Annotated in this window: 25 protein-coding genes; 14 read left to right on the top strand and 11 right to left on the bottom strand. The window is 33.1% G+C overall.

Annotated features, from left to right (window positions below; genetic code table 11):
* Positions 1-79 precede the first annotated feature (79 nt).
* Positions 80-1,591 (bottom strand): hypothetical protein, encoded by a 1,512-nt coding sequence (locus tag Q0783_RS17850; RefSeq protein ID WP_298897422.1) that lies wholly within the window; start codon positions 1,589-1,591, stop codon positions 80-82.
* Positions 1,592-1,742: 151 nt separating this feature from the next.
* On the opposite strand from Q0783_RS17850, the gene Q0783_RS17845 reads away from it, so the two are divergent.
* From Q0783_RS17845 to Q0783_RS17815, 7 genes are all read left to right on the top strand, one after another.
* On the top strand, positions 1,743-1,901 hold the full coding sequence (locus Q0783_RS17845; RefSeq protein ID WP_230936987.1) for a hypothetical protein: 159 nt from the start codon (positions 1,743-1,745) through the stop codon (positions 1,899-1,901).
* 1 nt (position 1,902) lies between these two features.
* Positions 1,903-2,370: a hypothetical protein gene (locus tag Q0783_RS17840; RefSeq protein WP_298897420.1), complete on the top strand. Its 468-nt coding sequence runs from the start codon at positions 1,903-1,905 to the stop codon at positions 2,368-2,370.
* A 40-nt stretch (positions 2,371-2,410) separates the two neighbouring features.
* Complete coding sequence (locus Q0783_RS17835) at positions 2,411-2,893, top strand: hypothetical protein (RefSeq protein WP_230936985.1); 483 nt, start codon at positions 2,411-2,413, stop codon at positions 2,891-2,893.
* A 73-nt stretch (positions 2,894-2,966) separates the two neighbouring features.
* Positions 2,967-3,233 carry a hypothetical protein gene (locus tag Q0783_RS17830; protein ID WP_298897418.1) on the top strand — a complete coding sequence of 89 codons (267 nt, stop codon included), beginning with the start codon at positions 2,967-2,969 and terminating at the stop codon, positions 3,231-3,233.
* Between the two features lies 1 nt (position 3,234).
* Entirely contained in the window at positions 3,235-3,930 is a 696-nt protein-coding gene (locus Q0783_RS17825; RefSeq protein WP_298897415.1) for a CPBP family intramembrane glutamic endopeptidase, read from the top strand.
* Positions 3,931-3,967: 37 nt separating this feature from the next.
* A complete protein-coding gene (locus tag Q0783_RS17820; RefSeq protein WP_298755180.1) occupies positions 3,968-4,846 on the top strand; it encodes an alpha/beta fold hydrolase in 879 nt (292 codons plus the stop codon).
* Positions 4,806-5,630 carry an alpha/beta fold hydrolase gene (locus Q0783_RS17815; protein ID WP_298897413.1) on the top strand — a complete coding sequence of 275 codons (825 nt, stop codon included), beginning with the start codon at positions 4,806-4,808 and terminating at the stop codon, positions 5,628-5,630. The genes Q0783_RS17820 and Q0783_RS17815 overlap by 41 nt, the downstream gene beginning before the upstream one ends.
* 54 nt (positions 5,631-5,684) lie before the next feature.
* Here Q0783_RS17815 and Q0783_RS17810 read toward each other — a convergent pair whose 3' ends face one another.
* The 7 genes from Q0783_RS17810 to Q0783_RS17780 form a co-directional block, all read right to left on the bottom strand.
* A complete protein-coding gene (locus tag Q0783_RS17810; protein WP_298897411.1) occupies positions 5,685-8,171 on the bottom strand; it encodes a zinc-dependent metalloprotease in 2,487 nt (828 codons plus the stop codon).
* Positions 8,172-8,338: 167 nt separating this feature from the next.
* A complete protein-coding gene (locus tag Q0783_RS17805) occupies positions 8,339-9,598 on the bottom strand; it encodes a fibronectin type III domain-containing protein (protein ID WP_298897409.1) in 1,260 nt (419 codons plus the stop codon).
* A 123-nt stretch (positions 9,599-9,721) separates the two neighbouring features.
* The gene (locus Q0783_RS17800; protein ID WP_298897407.1) at positions 9,722-10,639 is read right to left on the bottom strand and encodes an endonuclease/exonuclease/phosphatase family protein; all 918 of its coding nucleotides are present in this window, start codon (positions 10,637-10,639) and stop codon (positions 9,722-9,724) included.
* A 42-nt stretch (positions 10,640-10,681) separates the two neighbouring features.
* Entirely contained in the window at positions 10,682-12,373 is a 1,692-nt protein-coding gene (lysS, locus tag Q0783_RS17795) for a lysine--tRNA ligase (RefSeq protein ID WP_298897405.1), read from the bottom strand.
* A gap of 103 nt (positions 12,374-12,476) precedes the next feature.
* Positions 12,477-13,367, bottom strand: a complete 891-nt coding sequence (locus Q0783_RS17790; RefSeq protein WP_298897403.1) for a hypothetical protein — start codon at positions 13,365-13,367, stop codon at positions 12,477-12,479.
* A gap of 73 nt (positions 13,368-13,440) precedes the next feature.
* Positions 13,441-13,851, bottom strand: coding sequence for a DUF1573 domain-containing protein (locus Q0783_RS17785; protein ID WP_298897401.1), 411 nt, complete (start codon positions 13,849-13,851; stop codon positions 13,441-13,443).
* Positions 13,852-13,961: 110 nt separating this feature from the next.
* Entirely contained in the window at positions 13,962-15,020 is a 1,059-nt protein-coding gene (locus tag Q0783_RS17780) for a LuxR C-terminal-related transcriptional regulator (RefSeq protein ID WP_298897399.1), read from the bottom strand.
* A gap of 123 nt (positions 15,021-15,143) precedes the next feature.
* Between Q0783_RS17780 and Q0783_RS17775 the strand changes: the two genes are divergently transcribed.
* From Q0783_RS17775 to lipB, 3 genes are read left to right on the top strand one after another with little or no spacing between them, the layout of a single operon-like run.
* Positions 15,144-15,302, top strand: a complete 159-nt coding sequence (locus tag Q0783_RS17775) for a YqaE/Pmp3 family membrane protein (protein WP_230936973.1) — start codon at positions 15,144-15,146, stop codon at positions 15,300-15,302.
* A gap of 41 nt (positions 15,303-15,343) precedes the next feature.
* Positions 15,344-16,132 (top strand): hypothetical protein, encoded by a 789-nt coding sequence (locus Q0783_RS17770; protein ID WP_298897397.1) that lies wholly within the window; start codon positions 15,344-15,346, stop codon positions 16,130-16,132.
* A 4-nt stretch (positions 16,133-16,136) separates the two neighbouring features.
* Complete coding sequence (gene lipB, locus Q0783_RS17765; protein WP_298897395.1) at positions 16,137-16,835, top strand: lipoyl(octanoyl) transferase LipB; 699 nt, start codon at positions 16,137-16,139, stop codon at positions 16,833-16,835.
* Here the strand turns inward: lipB and Q0783_RS17760 are convergent, their stop codons facing one another.
* From Q0783_RS17760 to Q0783_RS17750, 3 genes are read right to left on the bottom strand one after another with little or no spacing between them, the layout of a single operon-like run.
* Positions 16,836-17,666 carry a M23 family metallopeptidase gene (locus Q0783_RS17760; protein ID WP_298897393.1) on the bottom strand — a complete coding sequence of 277 codons (831 nt, stop codon included), beginning with the start codon at positions 17,664-17,666 and terminating at the stop codon, positions 16,836-16,838. It abuts the gene before it with no gap.
* A 42-nt stretch (positions 17,667-17,708) separates the two neighbouring features.
* Positions 17,709-18,212: a lipocalin family protein gene (locus Q0783_RS17755; protein WP_298897391.1), complete on the bottom strand. Its 504-nt coding sequence runs from the start codon at positions 18,210-18,212 to the stop codon at positions 17,709-17,711.
* A gap of 18 nt (positions 18,213-18,230) precedes the next feature.
* Positions 18,231-19,169 (bottom strand): hypothetical protein, encoded by a 939-nt coding sequence (locus Q0783_RS17750; protein ID WP_298897389.1) that lies wholly within the window; start codon positions 19,167-19,169, stop codon positions 18,231-18,233.
* A 79-nt stretch (positions 19,170-19,248) separates the two neighbouring features.
* Between Q0783_RS17750 and Q0783_RS17745 the strand changes: the two genes are divergently transcribed.
* From Q0783_RS17745 to Q0783_RS17730, 4 genes are all read left to right on the top strand, one after another.
* Positions 19,249-20,520 carry a DUF2851 family protein gene (locus tag Q0783_RS17745; RefSeq protein ID WP_298897387.1) on the top strand — a complete coding sequence of 424 codons (1,272 nt, stop codon included), beginning with the start codon at positions 19,249-19,251 and terminating at the stop codon, positions 20,518-20,520.
* A 15-nt stretch (positions 20,521-20,535) separates the two neighbouring features.
* Entirely contained in the window at positions 20,536-20,763 is a 228-nt protein-coding gene (locus Q0783_RS17740; RefSeq protein ID WP_230936966.1) for a PspC domain-containing protein, read from the top strand.
* A gap of 12 nt (positions 20,764-20,775) precedes the next feature.
* Positions 20,776-21,807 carry a TrkA family potassium uptake protein gene (locus tag Q0783_RS17735; RefSeq protein WP_298897385.1) on the top strand — a complete coding sequence of 344 codons (1,032 nt, stop codon included), beginning with the start codon at positions 20,776-20,778 and terminating at the stop codon, positions 21,805-21,807.
* A 97-nt stretch (positions 21,808-21,904) separates the two neighbouring features.
* Positions 21,905-23,524 (top strand): alanine/glycine:cation symporter family protein, encoded by a 1,620-nt coding sequence (locus Q0783_RS17730; RefSeq protein ID WP_298761979.1) that lies wholly within the window; start codon positions 21,905-21,907, stop codon positions 23,522-23,524.
* Positions 23,525-23,535: the final 11 nt, after the last annotated feature.

The raw sequence follows: 23,535 nt of genomic DNA, 5'->3' as shown, positions 1-23,535 counted from the left end.
TAATATTATACGTTTTTAATTGATGTTTCTTTGACCATCTTCAATTAGAATGGTTTAATTGATAATAAAATTTTAACCTCTAATTAACAGTTTGTGCTCGTTTTACAAGTTCTAATGTTGTTGCATAAAGCGGTTTAGCTTCCATTTTACTTTTTAACCAAGCATAAAAACTCATAACAAAAATATCTTCTTGTTGCTCATCAATCCAAACGAATGCATTTTCAACTTTATCTTTAAATTCACTGGTTCTTATTTGTTCAGGATTTTTAAAATAAAATTCGATTAAATTTATAAAAATAATTACTCTTTCTTGGCTAATCTGCTGTAAATAATCAAAATACGACCGTTTGAAACTTAGCAATCTAGACTCTACAAGATCTAAATCTCCAAGTTCTATGTAAAGAATAATTTCTGAAAGGTTCTTTTTTATGACCCATTCTTTTCCGGCTTTTTCTATGTAGTATTTGTCAGTATGATAAAACTTAGAAAACATAGTTTTTGCACGTTTAAAATCTGATTTTTGAATATAAAACATGACCAGACCTAAATGAATGTCTAATAATGACTCAATATCAGCATGTTTTGTGTGCTTCACAGATTCTAGTAAAGCAATGGCTTCTTCCTGTCTTTCTAGATAATTGTAATTAAGGGCTATCAGTAGGTTGTATTTTAATTTAAATGTGGTGTAGTACTTTTTTCGCTGCTGAAGCATTAGTGTTTTCATTAGTTCAAGGTATATCAATGATTCTTTGAACTTTTTATTTCTAAACAATGTGTTTGCGATCATATAAATCACTTGAATATGATACACCAGTTGCTTATTATTACTCTTGTGGTGTTTAATACTTTTATAGGTGTCAATTAAAAAAGGCTCTATCTTTAAATAATCATTGGTTACAAAGGCAGAAAGACTAACGATAGTCATTAACTGATATAAAGATTTAAATGATAGTGATTTCGAAATATCAATATTGTGTTCTTCTAATGTGTCATTAAGTATGGTTTCAAAATCAAGAATTTTTCCTTTGTAATTCATATCACTTAGGGTTTGTCTAATTTTTGCATAAACCAAATTGAGCTCTTCTTCTATGAAATGCTGTTTTTGATTGTTCCTGAACTTTACTATCAAATCATCAATATCGACCAAAGGATTTAAGTAAGCATATTGGATCTTAGTGTGGTAAATTTCATTGAGTATGGGAAACAAATAATGTTCTTGAGCTAATGTTTCGGCTTTGTCTAATATTTGGTAGGCAATTTTTGGTTTTTTATGAATGAGGAATGTTCGGGAAGCAAGAATATATTTAATGATTTGCATATCTACTGAGTTCTCTTCTTCTAGATTATTATTAGCAATAAAATCAATAAGAGATTGATAAAGTCGTTTTCTTAAGGCATGGTAAGCATCTTTGCTATTACTAGTATAAATGCTTTGACACATTTCTTTTGACGTAAGTTCGTCTTGAGCTAAAAGTTTAAACAATTGGATGTTCTTCGTGTCATTTCGTTTGTTCTTCTTCTCTAAGTAATTGATAAAACGTTGCTCATCTTCCGAAGAAAAAGTGGAAACTATAGCATTTAAATCTGTCATTTAATCGTCGGTTATAATTAATTAATTTCAGTAAAAATAGTATTAAAATTCAATATAGAATGGATTATATCGTCAGTTTTTTATAAAAACTGTATTTCTAGACTTGCTAAACCGTCGCACATTTGTAGTGTAATCAACAAAACAAAATATTATGAGACAGTTTATCAAAACCACACTTTTTATAGTTGTTATTGCTACAGTAGTTGTGTTTTCTAAACAAATTCAAAACGAAATTATTGAAAGCTATAATCATTGTGTCGAACAATTAGCTAATCGATCGATTACCAATGCGAATCTTTCAAGTTTCTAAAATGAAACTCAAACAGGTTAATACCGCATTTATTGTCACTACTGGAGTATCGGTAGTTGTGTTTGTCTATTTAGTGTTTTTGGGATATGACGAGATTAAAACCTTAAAAGATGTTATCAAAATAATTGCATCTATTTTGTTTCCGTTACCCATGTTATTTTTTGTGCGTTTTCTATTGATTGAACATTTTTTACCGCAAAATACAGACGAATACAAACTGAAGAACCAAAAACCAGCTACCATACTTCTCGTAGTGAGTGTCATTATAGGTGTTGTGAGTATGCAATTAGTAGAATGGACTACGGGTCAAAAATTAGAAGACCATCTCATTTTTGCACATCTCATTAACTCCACAACAATAAGTAGCTATGTACTTAATTACATTTTGTACAACAATTTGAGAGTTAACGGAATTTTAAGTGGTGTCCTTCTCTCACTAGCTATACATGTATTTTTTCTAACCGCTTAAGTAATTAAAACAAAAGTAAAATCATCAAAACCTTAAAATTATGAATCCAATTATGCAACCTCCGAAACCGAAAACCAATGTCAACAAACGAGAATTGTTATTTACATTTCAATCTATTATCGTTACTGGTTTATTGGCCTTTACAGCTATTGCGTTTTTCTTTTACTACGATTTAAGTATTGTAAAAGGTATCAAAGTTATTTTTGCTCCATTTCTATCTGTAGTACCATTACTATTTATTTTATCTATTCTCAGAGACTTGAGAAAAGGCTTTAAAGAGGGCAATTACACCAAAGATGAAATTATCAAATTCTGCCTTATTACCGCAGGAATTACAGCAGCATTTACAGGTGTTACTTATTTGCTTTCAGAAATTAAAGCGTTAGAAATATTGTTAGCAGCTATTATGGCCATCTTAAGTACTGTATTCTTTTTAAGAAGTAAAATCAAAGATATTTTAGGAATGAGCATCATTACAGGAATCGCCGAAGGGATTATCGTATATATGATTTTTTTGTTTTGATGATGGGTTGGTTAGTTACCCTAAACCTTTCAGGTGTAATGTCTGAAAGGTTTTAAATATGAAGCCTTAAAAAATGAAAGACTCTTACAAAATCGTAACTTTAGTATTCTTCGGGTTTTTAACCCTTATGATGAGACCGTTTGTGCCAGTAGGTGGAGGTGGTATATCTCTAATCTTTGTGGTTTCGATTCCCTTATTTATTATTCTCGGTTTTATATTCGCTGTACTCTATTACTTTATTTCAAAAAAGATGATGACTAAGTATAGGCATATAGTGTTTTGGTTAATGCTTTTAACCTTAGTTGCTCTTAGTTTACTGTTTTATCCTTATCGCTATTAACATGAAAACAAGACTCACCAAATATTTAACAGACTTTTCAAACTTTAGTTTAACACGACCTATTTCAGATAAGGTTAGACTTCTTGAAATTATTGCTGTAGCCTTAACTGGTATTGGGAAATTTATTTTTATGGATTATCTCAATTGGCGATTACCATTTGTAGTTGTTGCTATTTTATCGTGGTCTATTTATGTAAGCTATCGCTTTAAAAAAGATAAGTTCGTCTTAAAAGATTGGGGCTTTAGACGAGATAACTTCAAAAATGTACTAAAACTAGTACTGCCTTTTGGGATTGTCTCAATAATAGCTTTTTTAGCGATAGGTTATATACAAGGCACTTTAAACCCGACTTGGCATATATTACCATTATTGATCACGTATCCCATTTGGGGAACTGTACAGCAATTTCTAACTATTGGCTTAGTGGCAGGAAATCTAAGTACTCTAAAATCTATTAAGCTTAAGAAATTTACCGTTATTTTAATGACTGCAGTATTATTTTCTGTAGTACATTATCCCTCTGTTTGGTTAATGATCGGGACCTTTGTTTTAGCCTTGTTTTATGGCTATGTCTATCTTAAATCTAAAAACTTATATGTGCTTGGTTTGTTTCATGGTTGGCTTGGTGCATTGTTTTATTACACTGTAGTTAATCAAGACCCATTTGCCGATGTATTTCTGAAATATATACACTAGCAATTTTTTGCTATCTTGTTACAACAAAACCGCTCATATGCCATATTGGTTGTCTATTCTTATAACTGTTCTTGCTATTTATATTGCGATTAGTATAGCTTTATATTATTTGCAGGATTATATGTTGTTTAAACCAGAAAAACTACCAGCCGATTTTCAGTTTGATTATGAAAATCAGGATACTAAAGAGTATAACCTAGAAACACGTGATGGTGCCATTATTAATGGACTTCGATTTTTTCCTAAAGGAGAGAGTAAAGGTGTTGTATTATATCTCAAGGGTAATTCTAAAAGTATTAAAGGCTGGGGAAAGTTTGCTGTAGACTTTACGAGGCATGGCTATAATGTGTTAATGGTTGATTATCGCGGTTTTGGAAAGAGCACAGGGAGGCGTTCACAAAAAGCCATCAAACGTGATTTGCAATTGGTCTATAACAAGCTTAAAGAACAAACCACCGAGGATCGTATAATTCTCTATGGAAGATCCTTGGGTTCAGGTTTTGCGGCAAAATTAGCGTCGATGAATCATCCTAAGATGCTAATTCTAGATGCGCCATATTATAGTTTAACCAAAGTCACAGCGCGTTACGCTCCATTTATGCCATTATCATTATTGATAAAATACCCATTACCAACTTATAAATGGCTTAAATACGTGCAATGTCCAATTCATATTATTCATGGAACACATGATAAATTGATTCCGTTCAAAACAAGCTTGAAGCTGTCTAAGGTAAATCCAAAGCTTACCAAGTTGCATACAGTAATAGGAGGCGGACACAAAGATCTCAATAACTTCGAATCATATCACGTCATGTTAGATGATATAATAAATAAAGCGCCCAAAACCATCGATTTAGAAACCACAAGTATCAATGTCATTCACTCTTCAAAACCAACTAAGAAAAAGGCTTAAAAACCTGTTTAAGGTTGTAATAGTACTATATGTTATGATAGGCACGTCACTTTACTTTTTACAAGAAAAACTGTTGTTTCTTCCTACGACATTGGAACAGAATTATCAGTATAGTTTTGACTACCCTTTCGAAGAATTGTTTTTGAAACCTTCAACTAATGTTAGCATTAATGCTCTCCATTTTAAAACAGACAACCCTAAGGGCGTCATTTTATATTTCCACGGAAATGCAGGTGACCTAAGTCGATGGGGAAAAATCACCGAATATTTTGTTGCCAAAAACTATGATGTATTGGTGATGGATTACCGCTCCTACGGAAAGAGTACTGGCAAACTTAGTGAACAAGCATTTTATGATGATGCACAATACTGTTATGACTATTTGTTACAGCACTATTCTGAAAATGATATTACCTTATATGGACGTTCTTTAGGAACAGGGATTTCCAATTATTTAGCTTCAAAAAATAAACCAAAACAGCTCATTTTAGAAACCCCTTATTATAGTATTGTAGATGTAGCAAAACACCGATTTCCGATTCTTCCAGTATCGACATTGCTGAAATATAAGTTTCCTTCAAACGAATTTATAGTTGATGTAAACTGTCCTATTACTATTTTACATGGCACTGATGATAGTGTTGTGCCTTATGCTTCAGCAGAAAAATTGATGGCTGTTGCTCCAAAGGAACTTACAACGTTTATAACAATTAAAGGTGGTAGTCATAATGATTTGGTGGAGTTTGAAAGCTATCAAAATGCTATTGATAAGTTACTGAAATAAAAAAAAGCTCCAGAACCCTCTGAAGCTTTTTTGTTTTATATATTGAATTCTATATTATCCATTAGGATTTAATATCGCATCAATACGCTCTAAAGCATCTGCAATATGAATTCTACTCATTGAATCAGCACCACGAGCCGAACGTAATGAACGTTGTAATGATTTTAGTTCCGCTCTTACCACAGCTCTAATATCAGACTGACTTGTATTTACACCAGTCACTTTTACATACGGACTAAACGATCTTCCGCTCTGGTTTGGAGCAGTCATTAAGAATGCTAGTCTATCAATATGAGCACGTTGTAAATTACGTCTATACGTATCAATTCTTCTGCCTGATCGTAATTCACTCCACACACCATTACGTAAATCTCTCATCATTTCTGTTAATGAATACGCATTGCTATCGTAAGTATGAGCTTCAGTTAGACGTTGCATTTTTCCTAGACTCATGATATTATTAAGTGTTCTAGATTGCATAGCACGAATACGTTCAACAGATCCAGTAAACTCGATACGATCAAAAATATCTTTATTGATTAACCAATCTGGTGTTGTAAATAAGTTATCTTGAATAAATTTCATCGCTTTCTTTTGATGATCTTTATCTACAGCAGTGTAAACAGCTCCTGCTTGACCTGCAGCTTTATAATGCTCGTACACACCACCTATATTATTAGAGACGTGTCCCATGTAACGGTTAAACTGAGAAATAACATGACCATACATTTCTTGTAAATCGTCATAATCTTCGCCAGCTTCTGTAGTCCAGTTAATTAAATTAGGAACAATACGCTTAAGGTTTTTAATTCCGTAGTCACTTGCTAGCATTGCATCATCACCTAAATCTTCAGTTTGAGAACTTGGATCAACAACGTCTCCAGCTTGTTGGTGACCAAAACGATACATTGGGTCTCCAGCATGTTCCATAATCCACTGGTTAAGGATTGGTTTTTCTTCTTCAGCAGTTTTACCTAAGATAGGTCTATATCCCCAAGAAATAGCATATTTATCATATACACCAATATTTGGCATTAAAGCCACACCTTCATCTCCAGGTTGTGCTACATAATTAAAACGTGCATAATCCATAATTGATGGTGCAGTCCCATATTTTTGAGTAAATGCAGCATCACGTAATTTTTCAACAGGATAAGCAACGCTACTTCCCATATTATGAGGTAATCCTAATGTGTGTCCAACCTCGTGAGCAGAAACAAAACGAATTAAGCGTCCCATGACTTCATCTTTAAATTGTGGGCTCTGAGCATCAGGATTGATAGCTGCAGTTTGAACAAAGAACCAGCCACGTAATAGAGACATTACATTATGGTACCAGTTAATATCACTTTCTAAAATCTCACCAGTTCTTGGATCACTTACGTGAGGACCATTGGCATTTGGAATAGGAGATGCTAAATAACGTACAACAGAGTAACGTGCATCTTCTGGGCTCCATTCTGGGTCTTCTTCAACAGAAGGAGGGTCTTTAGCAATAATGGCTTCTTTAAATCCGGCAGCTTCAAAAGCAACTTGCCAGTCTTCGATACCTTGCTTGATGTATTTTCTCCATTTTACTGGAGTCGCTCTATCTATATAGTATACAATTTGTTTTTTTGGAACAACTAATTCACCTCGATTAAATTTGGCTATGTCCTCGTCTCTAACTTCTAATCTCCAACGATCTAAATACGTAAGAGATTTACTTTTTTGATCTTCTAATCCATAATCTGTAGTGTTACTTGTAAACCATCCTACACGCTCATCAAAATAACGACGCTTCATTGGGTTGTCTGGTAACAAGATCATAGAGTTATTAATTTCTATAGAAATACTTCCCGTACTAAAGTTTGATGGTGGTCTTCCTGCAGCATAAGTTTTTACATGTCTAGCTTCAATATTTCTAGGATAACTTTTAATGCCTTCAATAAAAGACTTGTCACTTTCTAAACGTGTCACTCTATAAGGTGTTCTTCTAAATTGAGGCAATCCTAAAGATTTTACATCTTTTTGGAATAGAGGTGTCGCATCAATTACTGTACTCGTTGAGTCTTTGCTATAAGCTTTGATAGGGAACGTGTACAATACAGGTTCAAAGTTTGAATTCACAACAGCTTCACTAACAGGAAGTGAATCATCAGCTACAACATTATAAGATACAACGCGCAAGATAACTTTCTTTCCTTTTCTCTGCCAACGTAAAACTTGCTCGTTTTGTTTTCCTCCACCGAAACCTAATCCGCTTGCAGTTTTAGAAATACGAGTAACCATTAGCATTTCTCTATCAAAAAGAGAATCTGGTATTTCGTAAAAATATTTGTCATCTAAAGTGTGAACAGTAAATAATCCTTTATCACTTTTTGCATCTTTAGTGATGACTTTATTGTAAGGTTTTGGATCGTTCTTTCCTGGTTTTTTTGCTGGAGGTTTAGCAGCAGTTGTGGCTGCTTTTGCTTTGCTGGCTTTTTTCGTAGATGAACACGAAACAGCAACAAAGAATACGGAAACTACTAAGAGTAGTTTAATAGAAAAATGTTTCAAAGTGGTTGATTTTTAAAATTAGTTAACGAAAATAATAAATCTCATATGAGCATAAAAAAGTAAGTTCTAGTTTTAATACTATTTTAACTATAAATGCCTAGAAATAACACAAAAAGAGCTACTTGATAGTAGCTCTTTTGATGTTTTAACACTAAAAAACTTAATTTTTATTCTAAGGTGTCTAGATACTCTAAGATTAAAGCAATACCTTCATCATGTACCATAGTTGTACCATTTAATGGCATACTAAACCCTTGATTATAGGTTGAAACTCTATTGATGATACTATTTCGTCTACTTTGAATATTAGAGTCGGCGAAAGCTCGTTCATAGTCTAATCGCAATGTAGATTGTACTTCACATAAACCACCTTCGATGTGGCAATGTGCACAATTAACATCAAAATAGGCTCTAGCACGTTCTTCTAAAGTATAGTTAACATCATCATCCCATTTTGGTAATACGCTTACCGAAGATGGGTCAGTCAGGCCATCAATAAGATCGCTATTGATTAAACTCTGTAACTGATTTAAACCACTCACATTAAAGTTAAGTGTTCTCATTTTTGGACCAATTGGTGTTTTGTCGTTACCTATTCTATGGCATGTAAAACAATCGATATCTGATGGGATTTGATAATTAACATTATTGGTATCTCCATCTGCATCAATATATGTTACAGGTACTATGCTTCCATTTGGGTCTAAGAATGCTTCCGTTTGTTCGTCGTTCCATTTGTAATCTCCAGTTTCCCAAGATCCATTTATCTTTATTAAAACTCTAGTTTCAATGATTTTGCGTCCTAAACTCAAGTCACGTTCATCATTATTATAATAGAATGTCTTTACAATTACAGTATTGTCAGGAAAAAGAGGAAGACCTTCTCCATCATAAGTTAGTTTTTCACCTTGTGGCAACACCATAAAACGTTGCTTATGAGCATAATCTGTAAATAATGCCGTGCTTAGTTCATATTGAAAGCCGTAGGTCGTTGGTCTCAACACATCTAAACTCTCAGCTCCATAAAGGTTCAGTTCTGAAAGTGTAGGCAGAAACTCAGGTACAACAAAAGGTGCATCTGTTGTAAATGTGAACACTTCAGAATACATACTCACGTTTGTTGCTGTACATATAGTTTGGATGTATACATCGTAAGTGGTGGCTGGCTCTAATCCTGATAAAACTGCATTGGTGTCAGTTTCAGATTGTGTAGTTCCACTTCCAATTGTAAATCCAGTAACGCCATATTCTAGCGTATATAAGGCTGACACACTTGAGGTATCCCATGTGATAATAGCCGAATTATTAGTAACTACAGTTGATGATACATTAGTAACGGTTTCGCAGGCTGCGACAAAGTCGTCGTCATTACTACAGTTTAGTAAAAAACTAGCGAATAATACAAGTAGACAGATTTTTTTTAACATTTGGGTTGTTTTTCTGATTAATAGCTGATTGCGAATGTAATAAAAATCTTTCTCAACAAAAAGATTTAATCGTTGTGATGATAATTTTTAGCTATCAACTTAACTATGAATTGCTTATATGAGTTATTGGTCAATGATAAACTCTGAAATCAATAGCGCATGATCTGAAGCGTCGTTGTAATACTTGATTAGGCTTTGTGGCGAATGCCTATTGGCTAGCCATATGTGGTCTAATTCAAATAAAGGAATGCCGAGTGGCCAAGTGGCAGTAAACCCATTAGTATACTCATGAAAACTTGTAAAGTCATTTTTATAAGTTTCAAAAAACACGCTTTCATAGGGTGTGTTGAAATCACCAACAACAAGATCTACATTATTATTTTTTGCAACATTAGATACAAAAGCCAAAGGATTCTTTTTGTTCACTAATATATTTGCTGTAAGGTCGGTTATAATGAGTTTTAACTTAGAATCTTTGGTATTGATTTCTAATAAATTGATCTTGTAAGCATCTTCAAGGATACTAAATTCAAGTAACTCAATGTCATGTTTAGCGGCAACCAACATCGCACCTTTAAGTGGCATGAATTTGTAATTTGGTAATGCCTTTTTTAGAGAATCAAGATTTTTTAATGTGGTATGAGGTGCTTCAACGAAAGCTAAAATTTCTGGTTGGTAAGTATTGACTTGTTTTGAAAGATAAGATACAGATAATTGTTTCCTTTTAGCTAGATTCCAAAATAAAATTTTTGACGTGTCTTTAGAGTTTTCAATTTTCGAAGACATGTAATAATCCTGCAACCAATGAAGAGATAATAGAATCACTAACGCCAAAATACTAAAACGGTATACTTTTCTGCGGAAAAATAATAGCACTAAAAACAATCCAGATAGTATAAGAATAGGAACAGGGAAAGCATAAAAAACAATGCTAAGCGGAAATATATGATCTTTCAAAATGAAATGAACAATCAACAAAAAAGCATATCCGATAAGTAGATATGCTTTATAATTCTGTTTTAGTTTTAGAGTCAAAGTCATACGGTTTGGTTTCTTAAACTCATCCAATTTATAATTATTGTGTTAGATCACTTCAACAAATAGCCCGTCATCATTTTTTACCACTTTGGCCACTTTTTTACCTGTTAAGCCTTTGATGGTCTTATCCCATTTTTTATTACTCAATCCAGATTGCGATTTAAGATCGTTTAAGTCGATTGGCGAATTAGATTTAAGCACTTTAAAAACAGCTTTTTCTTCTTCGGTCATCTCTACTTGCTTTTTCTCTGGACGCATTTGCGGAAAGAACAATACTTCTTGTATCGATTGGTTATTGGTTAAGAACATGATCAATCTATCCATTCCAATTCCCATTCCAGACGTAGGAGGCATTCCATACTCTAGAGCACGAAGGAAATCATAGTCTATAAATTCTGTAGCTTCATCATCACCTTTCGCAGCAAGTTTCAGTTGGTGTTCAAATCGTTCACGTTGATCAATTGGATCATTCAACTCAGAGTAGGCATTAGCAATCTCTTTTCCGCAGACCATCAATTCAAAACGTTCTGTTAGATCTGGATTATCGCGATGCTCTTTACATAATGGACTCATTTCCTTTGGATAATCTGTGATAAAGGTTGGCTGGATATAGTTACCTTCACATTTCTCACCAAAAATCTCATCAATAAGTTTTCCTTTACCCATAGTGTCGTCAACTTCAACGCCTAAATCTTTTGCTGCTTGACGAATTTCATCTTCTGTTTTACCAGTAATGTCAAATCCAGTAAAATGCTTGATAGAGTCAGCCATCGTTACACGAGCATAAGGTGCTTTAAAGTCGATATTGTGTTCTCCAAATGTGGCTTTGGTCGTTCCATTAACAGCCATAGCACAATGTTCTAATAAGCGTTCACAAAAATCCATCATCCAATTGTAATCCTTGTAGGATACATAGATTTCCATAGCCGTAAATTCCGGGTTATGTGTTCTATCCATACCTTCATTTCTGAAGTTTTTAGAGAACTCATACACACCATCAAAACCACCAACGATTAAACGTTTTAAGTACAACTCGTTAGCAATTCGCATATATAATGGAATATCTAAACTGTTGTGGTGTGTTACAAATGGTCGTGCTGCTGCACCACCTGGAATAGGTTGTAAAATAGGTGTTTCTACTTCAAAATAACCCGAGTTATTAAAAAATTCACGCATCGCATTGAAGAGTTTTGTGCGCTTTACAAAAACTTCTTTCACATGCGGATTTACTACCAAATCTGCATAACGTTGTCTATAGCGTTGCTCAGCATCAGTAAATGCATCGTGTACTTTTCCTTCGCTATCTACACGTGGTTGAGGTAAAGGTTTTAATGCTTTACTTAATAGCGTAAAGTCTTTTACCATTACTGTTTTTTCGCCTACTTTGGTTGTAAATAATTCGCCTTCAATACCAATGAAGTCTCCAATATCAAGCAATTTTTTATACACATCGTTGTATTTGCTTTTATCGTCTCCAGTACAGATTTCATCTCTATTAAAATACACTTGAATTCTGCCAGCGCTATCTTGTAGTTCTGCAAAACTTGCACTTCCTTGAATACGACGAGACATTAATCGACCAGCAATAATCACCTTCTTACCTTCTTCAAATAGATCTTTTACCTGTTTAGATGTTTGATCTACAGGAAATAAATCTGCAGGATAAGGGTTAATGCCTAAGTCTCTTAATTTTGCGAGTTTATCGCGTCTTACCAATTCTTGTTCTGAAAGTTGCATTCTAAATTTATTTTGAGGTGCAAAATTACATTATTTACAAGAATTAACGTAAAAAAACCATCAGGTTTTAAAATCCTGATGGTCTTAAACCCAACTGTTTCTATTATTTAGATTTTATAGCTTCAAGATTTTCGACAAGGTCTAAGTTGTTAGGAAATAATTGTATTGCTTTTTCCATAACGCTTATGGCTTTTTTTGAATCACCACTAACGCCTAATGTGTTGGCTAAACTCATGAAGGTTCTTGGGTTGTCAGGAAACAGTTTTGTATTTAGTTTAAAAACTTCAATAGCTTCATCTATGTTATTATTGGTATAAAGAACACGTCCATAAGTATTGAGTTCGAACATAGTGGATACTTTTCCTTTAAATGACTTGATTAATTTTTTGCTTTTCTTTTTTAATCCGTTTAGTCCATCTTCTTTTAGTATCTCATGTACTCTGGTAACGATTTGATAATTTGATTTATACGTGTTTGTGGTTACAATATTTAGCATATCTTTTTCTAGAGTCTCAACAGGATGTTCTACAATTCGATTGATTTCTGTTCTGTTTTTGTAAAAAATAAAAGTTGGTACGCGATGTATATTTAGTCCGGCTTCGTCATGGTTTGGACTTTGTTTGTACATATAAGGTTTTCTGCTTACTGCAATAACCGTTAATTGTTCCATAGGGAAATTGCAAGCGTCTAAGATTTTATAAAAGCGTGGAACTTCCTGCTTACTATCACCACACCAAGTTCCCATAAACAACGTAATGTTATAATCTTTTAGTTTTTGTTTTAATTCTGAAATTATCAATTCATCTATAGTGTAGTCTTTATAGTTTTTTGAAAACCATGTGTTGTAGGTGCCAGAGGTTAATCCAGTTTTATCAATCTTACCAAGTAGAAAAGGAGTTTCTCCATCTTGAGCAATTTCTTGATTAAGAGGTTGCGCATGTATTTGAGCTGTAATAACTAGTGTGATTATTATAATAGTAATGTTTTTTATCATGTTGATGGTTTAAGATTAATGAGAAAAAAATATCTACCCTTTTGATTGTAGTCGAAAGGGTAGATGCTATTTGTTATTTGGAAGCGATAATATTTCCTTTAATTTTAAGAATCTTGTTACCACCTTCAGCATTAGAGGTTACAGTAATTGTTTTGGTAAAAGCTCCAAGTCTTTTTGTATCATACTTAATACTTAGTTCTCCTGATTCACCAGGTAAAATAGGCGCTTTAGAATAACTTGGTACTGTACAACCACAACTTGCTTTCACATTTGTAATTAATAAAGGCGCATCACCTGTGTTTGTAAATGAAAAAAGTCTAGTGCCATCAGAATTTTGAGTAATGGTTCCATAGTCGACCACTTCAGTTTTAAATTTGATTACGGCTACTTTTGTACTGTAAATGTCATAATTAACAGGTGCTGCAGCATTAAAAAGACTAAATGTTAATACTAATAAGACTGCAATGTTTAATGTTCGTTTCATAATTGAAATTTTTAAATGATTAATATGAAAGCAAACATCAAAATTATCGATGTGAAATTTGTAAAAATAAGGGTTGAAATGAGTACTAGTCCCTAGGTTGAATTTTGTAACTAATTGTTAAACAGGGATTTTAGTTCGTCTCTAGAGTTCACATTTAATTTCTTGTAAACGTTGTTAACATGTGTTTTCACTGTGCTTACACTCACAAAAAGTGCATCTGCGATATCTTTATTTGTTTTATTATCTAATAAAAGATCAAGTACATTTTGTTCTTGCTTTGTGAGTTGCTCTTTGGCTTGGGTGTGCTGTTTGGCTTTTCTTTTTTTAGCTGAAATAAGAAACCAAAAATTAAATAAGAGTGATATAATTAATACTGCTATACCAACATAGATCCAGTTAAAACCAGAACTTTCTTTTAATGGAAAAGCAATAAATTTATCTGAAGTTAGCTCAGCTTCATACTGCTTTGTATAAGATGTATTTGGATATTGATCTTGTAGTCGCTCTAATAATCCATCATAGTATGAATTGGCTTTCAGATCCTCAAGGTAATAGTTATGAAACTGATTGCCACGGTCTGATAAAAACGCATAGATATACAATTCGGCTAGGGGTTCATCTAAGGTTTCTCCAAAATCCTGCAGTGTTTTAAACCACTTTTTATTATTGAGGTCTCTGCTGGCTTTGCTTCTAAATTCTGAATAAGCAAACTTCATGACTTCTTTTAGTGAATCTACTTTTATAAAAGCTGCTGTACGCGGATTAGTAGAAACAATGTCGCAAAACATTTGCGCATCAAATGATAGCGGAAATGTTATGGTATCGGTATTTTTTGCAATAAATAAAATATCGTTGCTATCCGAACAATGACCTTCAAAATGATTACTTCCTTGATTGAATGATGTACAATTATCAACATGAAGCTTATAAATTTTGTGTGCTGTGTCGAGTTGGTTTCCTGTAAATTGGAAAAAACCATCTGGACCTGTTGTGACTTTGGTTATGATTTGCTCATCATTAATCCCTTCAAGTGTTCGGTAATCTTCAATCACAGATAAATAAACTTCATTTTGCCAGCGGTCGTTATCAATATAACCTTTAAAGTTATGTTGAGCTGTGGCAACATTTCCGAAGAGAAAAAAGCTAAGAATGTAATATAAATTTCTCACAGCACTAAACTAGTATTTTTTTAATTAATAGAAAATGAAGATACATGGAATCGCCGAACTGTAACAAATTGATAAAGCCTACGTCCTAATAACTACATCATCAATCATCAAAAAAATTAAATTATGAGTTTCTGGAGAGTCATTCTCGCTATTATTTTCCCGCCTTTGTCTGTTATTGGAAAAGGCTGTGGATCAATTTTTATTGTTTTTCTATTATGGATTTGCGGCTGGGTTCCTGGCGTTATAGCTGCATTAGTTATTCTTAACAATCCTGAAAGATAAATTGTATCTTTGCGTTTCTAATTCAATTATATTTTTAAAACATGAAACGATATTTATTTGTACTAGCCAGTTTATTTTTATTAACCAGTTGCAATTTTACCGAAGAAATCACTTTTAAAGAAGACGGATCTGGAGAGTTCATGATCAGTTATGACATGGGAGAAGTTATGAAGACACTCGAAGAGCAAATGGGAGGTGGCCAAAATAGTGAAGAGAAGGAAAAAGTTAAAATGGATAGTGTGGTTTACTTCAAGGATATGTTGGTTGAAAAAGCCGATAGTATCGCCTCATTACCTCAGGAAGAGCAAGATAAACTTAAAGCGCTAGAGAATATTGTTATGCGAATGAAAATGGATGAGGAAGAAGGACTATTTAATATTGGTGTAGGATCTTCTTTTAAGAGTTTGGACGAATTACCAGAAACACTTAAAAATATTGAAGACGCAAAATCACTAAATTCAAAGTCTGATCCTTCGTTTTCAAAAATGGGAGAAAGTCAAGTGGCAAAAGCTTCAGAAGGTATGTTTGAGTATGTTGATTTTTCATATGACGGAAAAACATTTTCAAGAAGTTTAAAAGAAGGTTACGATAAATCATCAGATGATATCAATGCGCTTAACAAGGAAATATCTGAAATGGGAGAAGCTAAAGAGATGTTTGAAGCTATGAGCTATACTTTAGTTTACAACTTTCCAAAGCCTGTTAAATCTGTAACAAATAAGAATGCCGAGATTAGTAAAGATAGAAAAACGGTAAGGCTCACTATGAACTTTATTGAAATGATTAAGTCACCTGAACAGATGACTTTAGATGTGGTTTTAGAAGATTAGACTATTGAATAAAAATATAAAACTTGAAGATTTAGGAGCTAGAGATTTTAAAGATACTTGGGACTATCAAGAGCAACTCTTTAAAGGTATTTTAGATACTAAAATCAAAAATAGACGTGAGGACGCTGGATTAGACACAGATAATTATTTTCTGTTTGTTGAGCATCCTCACGTTTATACTTTAGGTAAAAGTGGTGATATGTCCAATTTGCTTTTGTCTGAAGAACAATTAACCCAAAAAGGAGCGACCTTTTACAAAATAAATAGAGGAGGAGACATTACTTACCATGGTCCTGGTCAAATTGTGGGTTACCCTATTTTGGATTTAGATAATTTCTTTACAGATATTCACAAATACCTACGTTTTCTAGAAGAAGTGATTATTCTCACTTTAGCAGAATACGGATTAAAAACCGATCGTAGTCCTGGAGAAACAGGAGTATGGTTGGATGTAGGAACACCATTTGCTCGTAAAATTTGCGCTATGGGAGTACGGGCTAGTCGTTGGGTAACTATGCATGGTTTTGCACTCAATGTGAATGCAGACCTTGGCTACTTTGATAATATTATTCCTTGTGGAATTAGAGGCAAAGCGGTGACTTCGCTTAACGTTGAGCTAGGTGCTACAGTTGTTAATGAAAATGAAGTAAAGGAAAAGTTACTCAAACATTTTAAAGCGCTTTTTGAAGCTGAGTTTATATAGTTAGTTTTTGACCTTATAACGTTTTCTGCGTTTTAATTCTTTCTTTTTATAACCTTCAAAATAAATGGGAATAGCAATATCTCTCTCCTTTCTAACTACAAAATGGAGGTGAGGTCCTCGAGTAAATCCTGTTAAACCTGAAGTGCCAATCTTTTGTCCTTTTGTGATATACTCGCCAATCTTTACAAAGCTGCCTTTATAATCTAAATGCACGTAGGATGCTATAGTTCCGTCACTATGCAATACAACAATTTTGTTTGCTTTTTTTATGTATGATCTATCACCATGTTCTGTATACCAATCAATTACCTGAACGACTAACCCCTCACGAGCAGCATGAACAGGTTCACCAATGTCCAATTGAAAATCTATGGCGTACAAAGAAGACGTTTTACTATGGGATGATTTTCCTCTAAACCCTTGGCTCACTGCATATTTTTTTCCTTTTTGGAACGGTAAACGATATTGATAAGTTGTGTCTGGGTTTATAAGTGATTTATGTCCATAATAATAACCAATTTTTAGGCGCTTATTGAATTGTTTCGCTATTAAAGTGTCTGGTTTGTTGCGAACACGAGAGACTATAGTTATACTATCTTTTGCTTTTAATAACATAGATTGCACTTCATTGTTTGTCTTTCGCTCTCTTATAATAATTTCAGTGGGGATTAGTAACTTGTTTTTTGCTTTAAGGACTAAACTATCGTTTTCTGTTTTCCAGTAAAATTCTATCTCATCATCGTATGAAAAAGGTTCGTTTTTAGCTTTTTGCCCGTAACTATTCTGAACTATAACAACGGTAAGAAGAATGATTGAGTAGTATATTTTCATATCATATAGATGATGCTGGATTCGTTTTGTTACACTTAGAATCTACCAGTGAAAATCCCTATCCTTTATAGATACACTATCAGGAACAAAGACATCAACAATTGTAGTTTCTTTAGATGAGAACTGTTTGTGTCTAAATTCTAAAACCATTTGAGTTTCACTGAGATCTAGGATTTTGAAGAATTTATAATCTACATCGAGATGCATTAGTTTTTTGAGTTGTTCGCCTTTCAGTTTGATATAAGGATAACCATCATCACTTTCGTAAAGTGCCCAATTTGTCGTTAATGTCTCACCACAATCTCTAAATGCTCCATTGTTATCATACATAATGCTATCTGTTTTGTAAGTCGCTCTGTAAGACAGAAAGCAATCTCCCATATTCATTCTTACATTGTTGTTTGTTCTTTTTGCAAGCTTCCATACTTTTGCAGAATCTCCAGCAATTAAGGCTGCTGCATTTTCTGGTATGGCAAAAGGAGCTTTCTTTTCTTTAGAACACCCAAATAGCATAACAGTAAAAAATAAAATTGATGAATACTTCATTTGATTTTAAGAATGAAGTTAATTGAAAACATATTCAATAATATTATCAGTATAAAAATCTCCTAATATAAAGGTTTTGTAAGTGTTTGTTTGCGCATAATCATCTTCTCCTAATTCATTGCTGAATTCAAATGTATATATAATGGGGTCTTCGTAAGTTGAAGCGTAACTGGACATACTGTTTTTACAAATGTTTTTTGTGTTAATCCTCCAATAGGTATCAATTAAGTCAAAATAATGAAAGAGGATATAATTTTTTTTACCAAACGAGTTTTTATTGATTTCAAATAAGGTGTTTAAACTACTATAATCATAAGTAAATGTATTTGTATATGTTACTACATTAGGGTAATTAAACGTCCTTGACTCTAATAGCATATTGTCATTAGTATCATAATTCATCTCAATAGTTGTTAAAAAGTATGAAGAATAACTATAAATATCATAATATATAAGATTATCGTTGGCATCAAATACATATTTACTTTCAGTAATAATATCTTCGGTAAGACCATCGTCATAAGTTCGGTAACGAGCCCTATAAATTGTATCATTAGTGTGGGTATATGCATACCTGTCATTAAATAAAGTGGGCTGTTGATAATGCGTTCTATTAACCTCTAATAAATTTTCTGAATCATCATATGTAAATGTGTCTTTTTCATGTAATTCATCTTCATAAAAATAAATGGTTTCACTCAGGTTGTTGCCGGTATAGTTATAAGTCTTGTTAACAGTTCTATGATTACCGCTAAACCAGATAAAACCTGAGTAATCCACAATTTTGTCATTATTTAAGGTATAGTATACAGAGTCTTTTATAGCACCATTAGAAAAGAATTCTTTGCTAGTAAATGCAGTAACAAAAATGTCTTCTTCCATTTCAGGAATTACATTTTCTGAAGTGGTGCAAGAGAAGATTAGAATAGCAGTAAGGAGTAGGTAGTAGTTTTTCATGATTAGTTTCATATCTGTTAAAATTACAATTTTTTTAAAAATATATTGTATATAGAAAATATTCTATATATTTGTATTCATGCAAGAAGCATTTCTTCATTATGTATGGAATTATAAAAAAATTGATGTTTTTGATTTAAAGACTACGCAGCATGAACCGTTGGAAATAATCTCGGGTGGAAGATTGAATTCCAATAGCGGTCCAGATTTTTTCAATGGTCAGTTGCGTATAGGGAATCAACTTTGGGCAGGCAATATAGAGATTCATATAAAATCAAGTGATTGGTTTGTTCATGGTCATGAACAAGATCCATCCTATGACAATGTTATATTGCATGTGGTTTATGAGCATGACACCGAAATCTTTAGACATGACAATTCGATAATTCCCACCCTAGAGCTTAAGTCAATTATTAATAAAGATTTATTGGATAATTATAAAACACTCTTTTCAACAAAAAACGTATGGATTAATTGTGAAAAAGACTTCGCTGATGTTTCAAATTTTGTAATGACTCATTGGTTAGAACGTTTATATTTTGAGCGCTTGGAGCATAAATCAGAGTATATTGAGCATTTGCTTAAGGCTACAAAAAATAACTGGGAGTCAGTGTTGTTTAAGTTATTGACGAAAACTTTCGGACTTAAAGTTAACGGAGATTCATTTCTTAGTTTGGCTAACTCTATGGATTTTTCGGTAATTAGAAAATCCCAAAGTAATGTACTGTCACTAGAAGCATTGTTTTTTGGACAATCAAGACTACTAAGTGGTAATTGTGATCATTCTTATTATAAAGAATTGCAGAAAGAGTATCATTTTTTGAAACAAAAATTTCAGTTAGAAAATCATGGTGTTATTCCGCTACAGTTTTTTAGATTACGACCTTTAAATTTTCCAACTATTCGATTATCACAACTGGCCAATTTGTATTTTAAAGAACATCATCTTTTTTCTAAAGCGATGTCTATTGATAAACTTTCAGATTATTACGCGCTCTTTGAAGTGCCAACATCATCATTTTGGGAATCACACTATACGTTTGGTAAAGAAACGAAACCATTAAAAAAAATAATAACCAAGTCTTTTGTCGATTTGCTTTTAATTAATGCAATACTGCCTTTAAAATTTTATCATGCAAAGCAAAAAATGGAGAGTAAAGAGGATGTGATAGTTGAAATTATTGATAAGATTGCTTCTGAAAAGAATTCTATTGTTGAAGGTTTTAATGCCTTAAAACTGGTTTCGAAATCTGCAATGACCTCTCAAGCGCTCATTCAACTTAAGCAAAATTATTGTAATAAAAACAAGTGTTTAAAATGTGCTATTGGAAATTCACTTTTAAGTAAATAAAGTTTAAATTGCAGTGTGAAAATATTTTATCAAATACTCTACTATTTCCAAAAACGTGGCTATTATGTTTGTCAGCGTATTGCTGATCGTTTAGGTATTAGAGCAAAAGTAGTTCGGACTTCATTTATGTATTTGACGTTTGCTACACTCGGATTCGGTTTTGCATTGTATTTGTTTTTTGCGTTCTGGATTAAAATCAAAGATATTGTCTATACCAAACGCTCCTCAGTATTTGATCTTTAAACTAATTAGCACGTGATAAGACCAATAAGTCCATTAATAAAGTTATTTAAAGGAAAGATATATACAGCAGTTCTTTTGTTGTTATTGCTGCTAGTTATTGGTGTGTTAGGCTTTAGAATTATATCTGATTATTCTTGGGTAGATTCATTGTATATGACCGTAATTACAGTAACTACTGTTGGGTTTGGAGAGGTTCAGCCACTAGATGAAAATGCTAAGATTTTTACCATATTTCTAATTATGGCTAGCGTTGTTATTCTTGGATATGCCATTACAGTAATTACAGAGTATATTTTAAGCAAGAACAATTTTGAAGAATTAAAACAAAAAAAGATGCAAAAGAAAATTGATAGTTTTAATAATCATATTATTATTTGTGGTTATGGAAGAAATGGAAAACAAGCAGCAAAAAAACTTCTTGCCTATAAAAAGCCTTTTGTTGTCATAGAAAAAGATAAAGAAGTACTTGAAAAGTTTCAGAGTGAGATGGTTCCTTTTGTATTTGGAAATGCTAATGAAGATGAAATTTTATTACAGGCTGGTGTTGATCGAGCAGAAACTCTGATTTCCGCTTTACCTAATGATGCTGATAATTTATTTGTTGTATTGTCGGCAAGACAGATTAATCACGAGATGAATATCATTAGTCGTGCATCACAAGAAACGTCCTATCAAAAATTAAAATTGGCAGGTGCAAATAATGTCATTTTGCCAGATATGATTGGTGGAGACCATATGGCTTCATTAGTAGTTGTGCCAGATTTGATTGAATTTATTGATAATCTGTCAATAGTTGATAAAGGAAATGTCAATATAGAAGAAGTCGGTGTAGAAATGCTATTTACAACGTCTAAAATAGAGACTTTAAGACATTTAGATCTTAGAAAGAAAACAGGTTGTACAGTAATAGGTTATAAAGATAGTTCGGGAGATTACATTGTTAACCCAGAAGCTGATATGAAATTAGAGCCGAAGTCGAAAATTATTGTTTTAGGGCGCCCGGAGCAAATACAAAAGTTGAACTCGCTTTATGGTATAGACTAATCTCATTTTCATTTTAACAGGGTGTACTTTAAAAAGTCGATTTTTTTTAGCATCTTGTGGCCTTAATAAAAACTAACTAATTTAAAATACTTCAAGTATGAAGAAATATCTTCTTTCAATTTTCGCCGTTATTTTACCATTATTAACATATGCTCAAGATGACGAAAAAGGACTTGATCAAAAAATTGACGAGGCATTTCAGCCTGTAGCAGATGGCTTTTTTGATGCAATTTTCTTTCCTGTTTATCAAAGTGATACTATTACCATTCCATTTGTATTGGTTTTATTAGTAGGTAGTGCACTATTTTTTACGATTTATTTTGGTTTTCCTAACGTTCGTTTTTTCGGAAAAGCGATTAATGTTGTTAGAGGTAAATACGATGATATAGATCATGCAACTTCAGACTCAATGTATGGTGATCCTACACCAGGTGGAGATGCTATAGAAACAATTAGAGATGAAAGTAAAGAAGGGGAGGTGAGTCATTTCCAAGCACTAGCAACCGCAGTTTCTGGTACAGTAGGTAACGGGAATATTGCAGGTGTTGCACTAGCAATTGCGCTAGGTGGACCTGGAGCTACATTTTGGATGATTATATGTGGATTGCTTGGGATGTCAACAAAATTTGTTGAATGTACTTTGGGTGTACAATATAGAGATGTGGATGAAGATGGTACAGTATATGGAGGTCCAATGTATTACATTAGTAAAGGTTTAAAATCAAAAGGATTTAAAACTTTAGGAAAAGTAGCAGCAGCTATATTTGCTGTGTTTTGTATTGGTGGATCTTTTGGTGGTGGAAATGCAGCACAATCTAATCAAGCAACTATCGTAATTAAAGAATTATTTAATTGGGAAAGTTCAGCTGCAGGTGCTATTGTAGGTGTAGTCTTAGCTATTCTAGTAGGTATCATTATTATTGGAGGTATTAAGCGTATTGCTCAAGTTACAGAAAAGGTAGTGCCATTTATGGCTGTGATGTATGTAGCTGCGTGTCTATATATCATTTTAAGCAACTTTAGTTTAATTGATGATGCCATAGGTTTAATTGTAAATGAAGCATTTAACCCAACAGCATTCGGTGTTGGTTCAATAATTGGGGTGTTATTAGTCGGATTTCAAAGAGCAGCATTCTCTAATGAAGCAGGAGCTGGTTCGGCGTCAATTGCGCATTCAGCTGTGAAAACAAAATACTCAGCTTCAGAAGGATTAGTGGCACTTTTAGAGCCGTTTATTGATACAGTTTTAATTTGTACAATGACAGCTCTAGTGATCGTGATTTTTAACTTTGGAGGTTTCTTTGAATATGGTGGAGATGGTTCAGGTGTTGTCTTTATTGATGGTCAACCATTTGAAGGTGCTGGAATTACTTCTAAAGCATTTGCTCAATACATACCTTACTCAAACATATTCTTAACTATTGCTGTAGTATTGTTCGCTGTGTCTACAATGATATCATGGTCATACTATGGTTTACAGTCTTGGAAGTTTTTATTTGGAAGAGGTAAGACAGCAGATTTAGTTTATAAAGTACTGTTTTTATTATTCGTTGTAATTGGAGCGGCGGCAAGTATGGGATCAATATGGAAATTCTCAGATGCCATGATCTTTGCTATGATCTTCCCTAATATGATTGGTCTATTCTTCTTGTTCCCTGTGGTTAGGAAGCAATTAACACGTTATTTAGATGCTATAAAAGCGAATAAATCGAAATAACATATTGCAAT

It is taken from the genome of uncultured Psychroserpens sp. (assembly GCF_947500255.1).
Classification (GTDB): Bacteria; Bacteroidota; Bacteroidia; order Flavobacteriales; family Flavobacteriaceae; genus Psychroserpens.
This window is presented reverse-complemented; position numbering and strand designations above follow the sequence as displayed.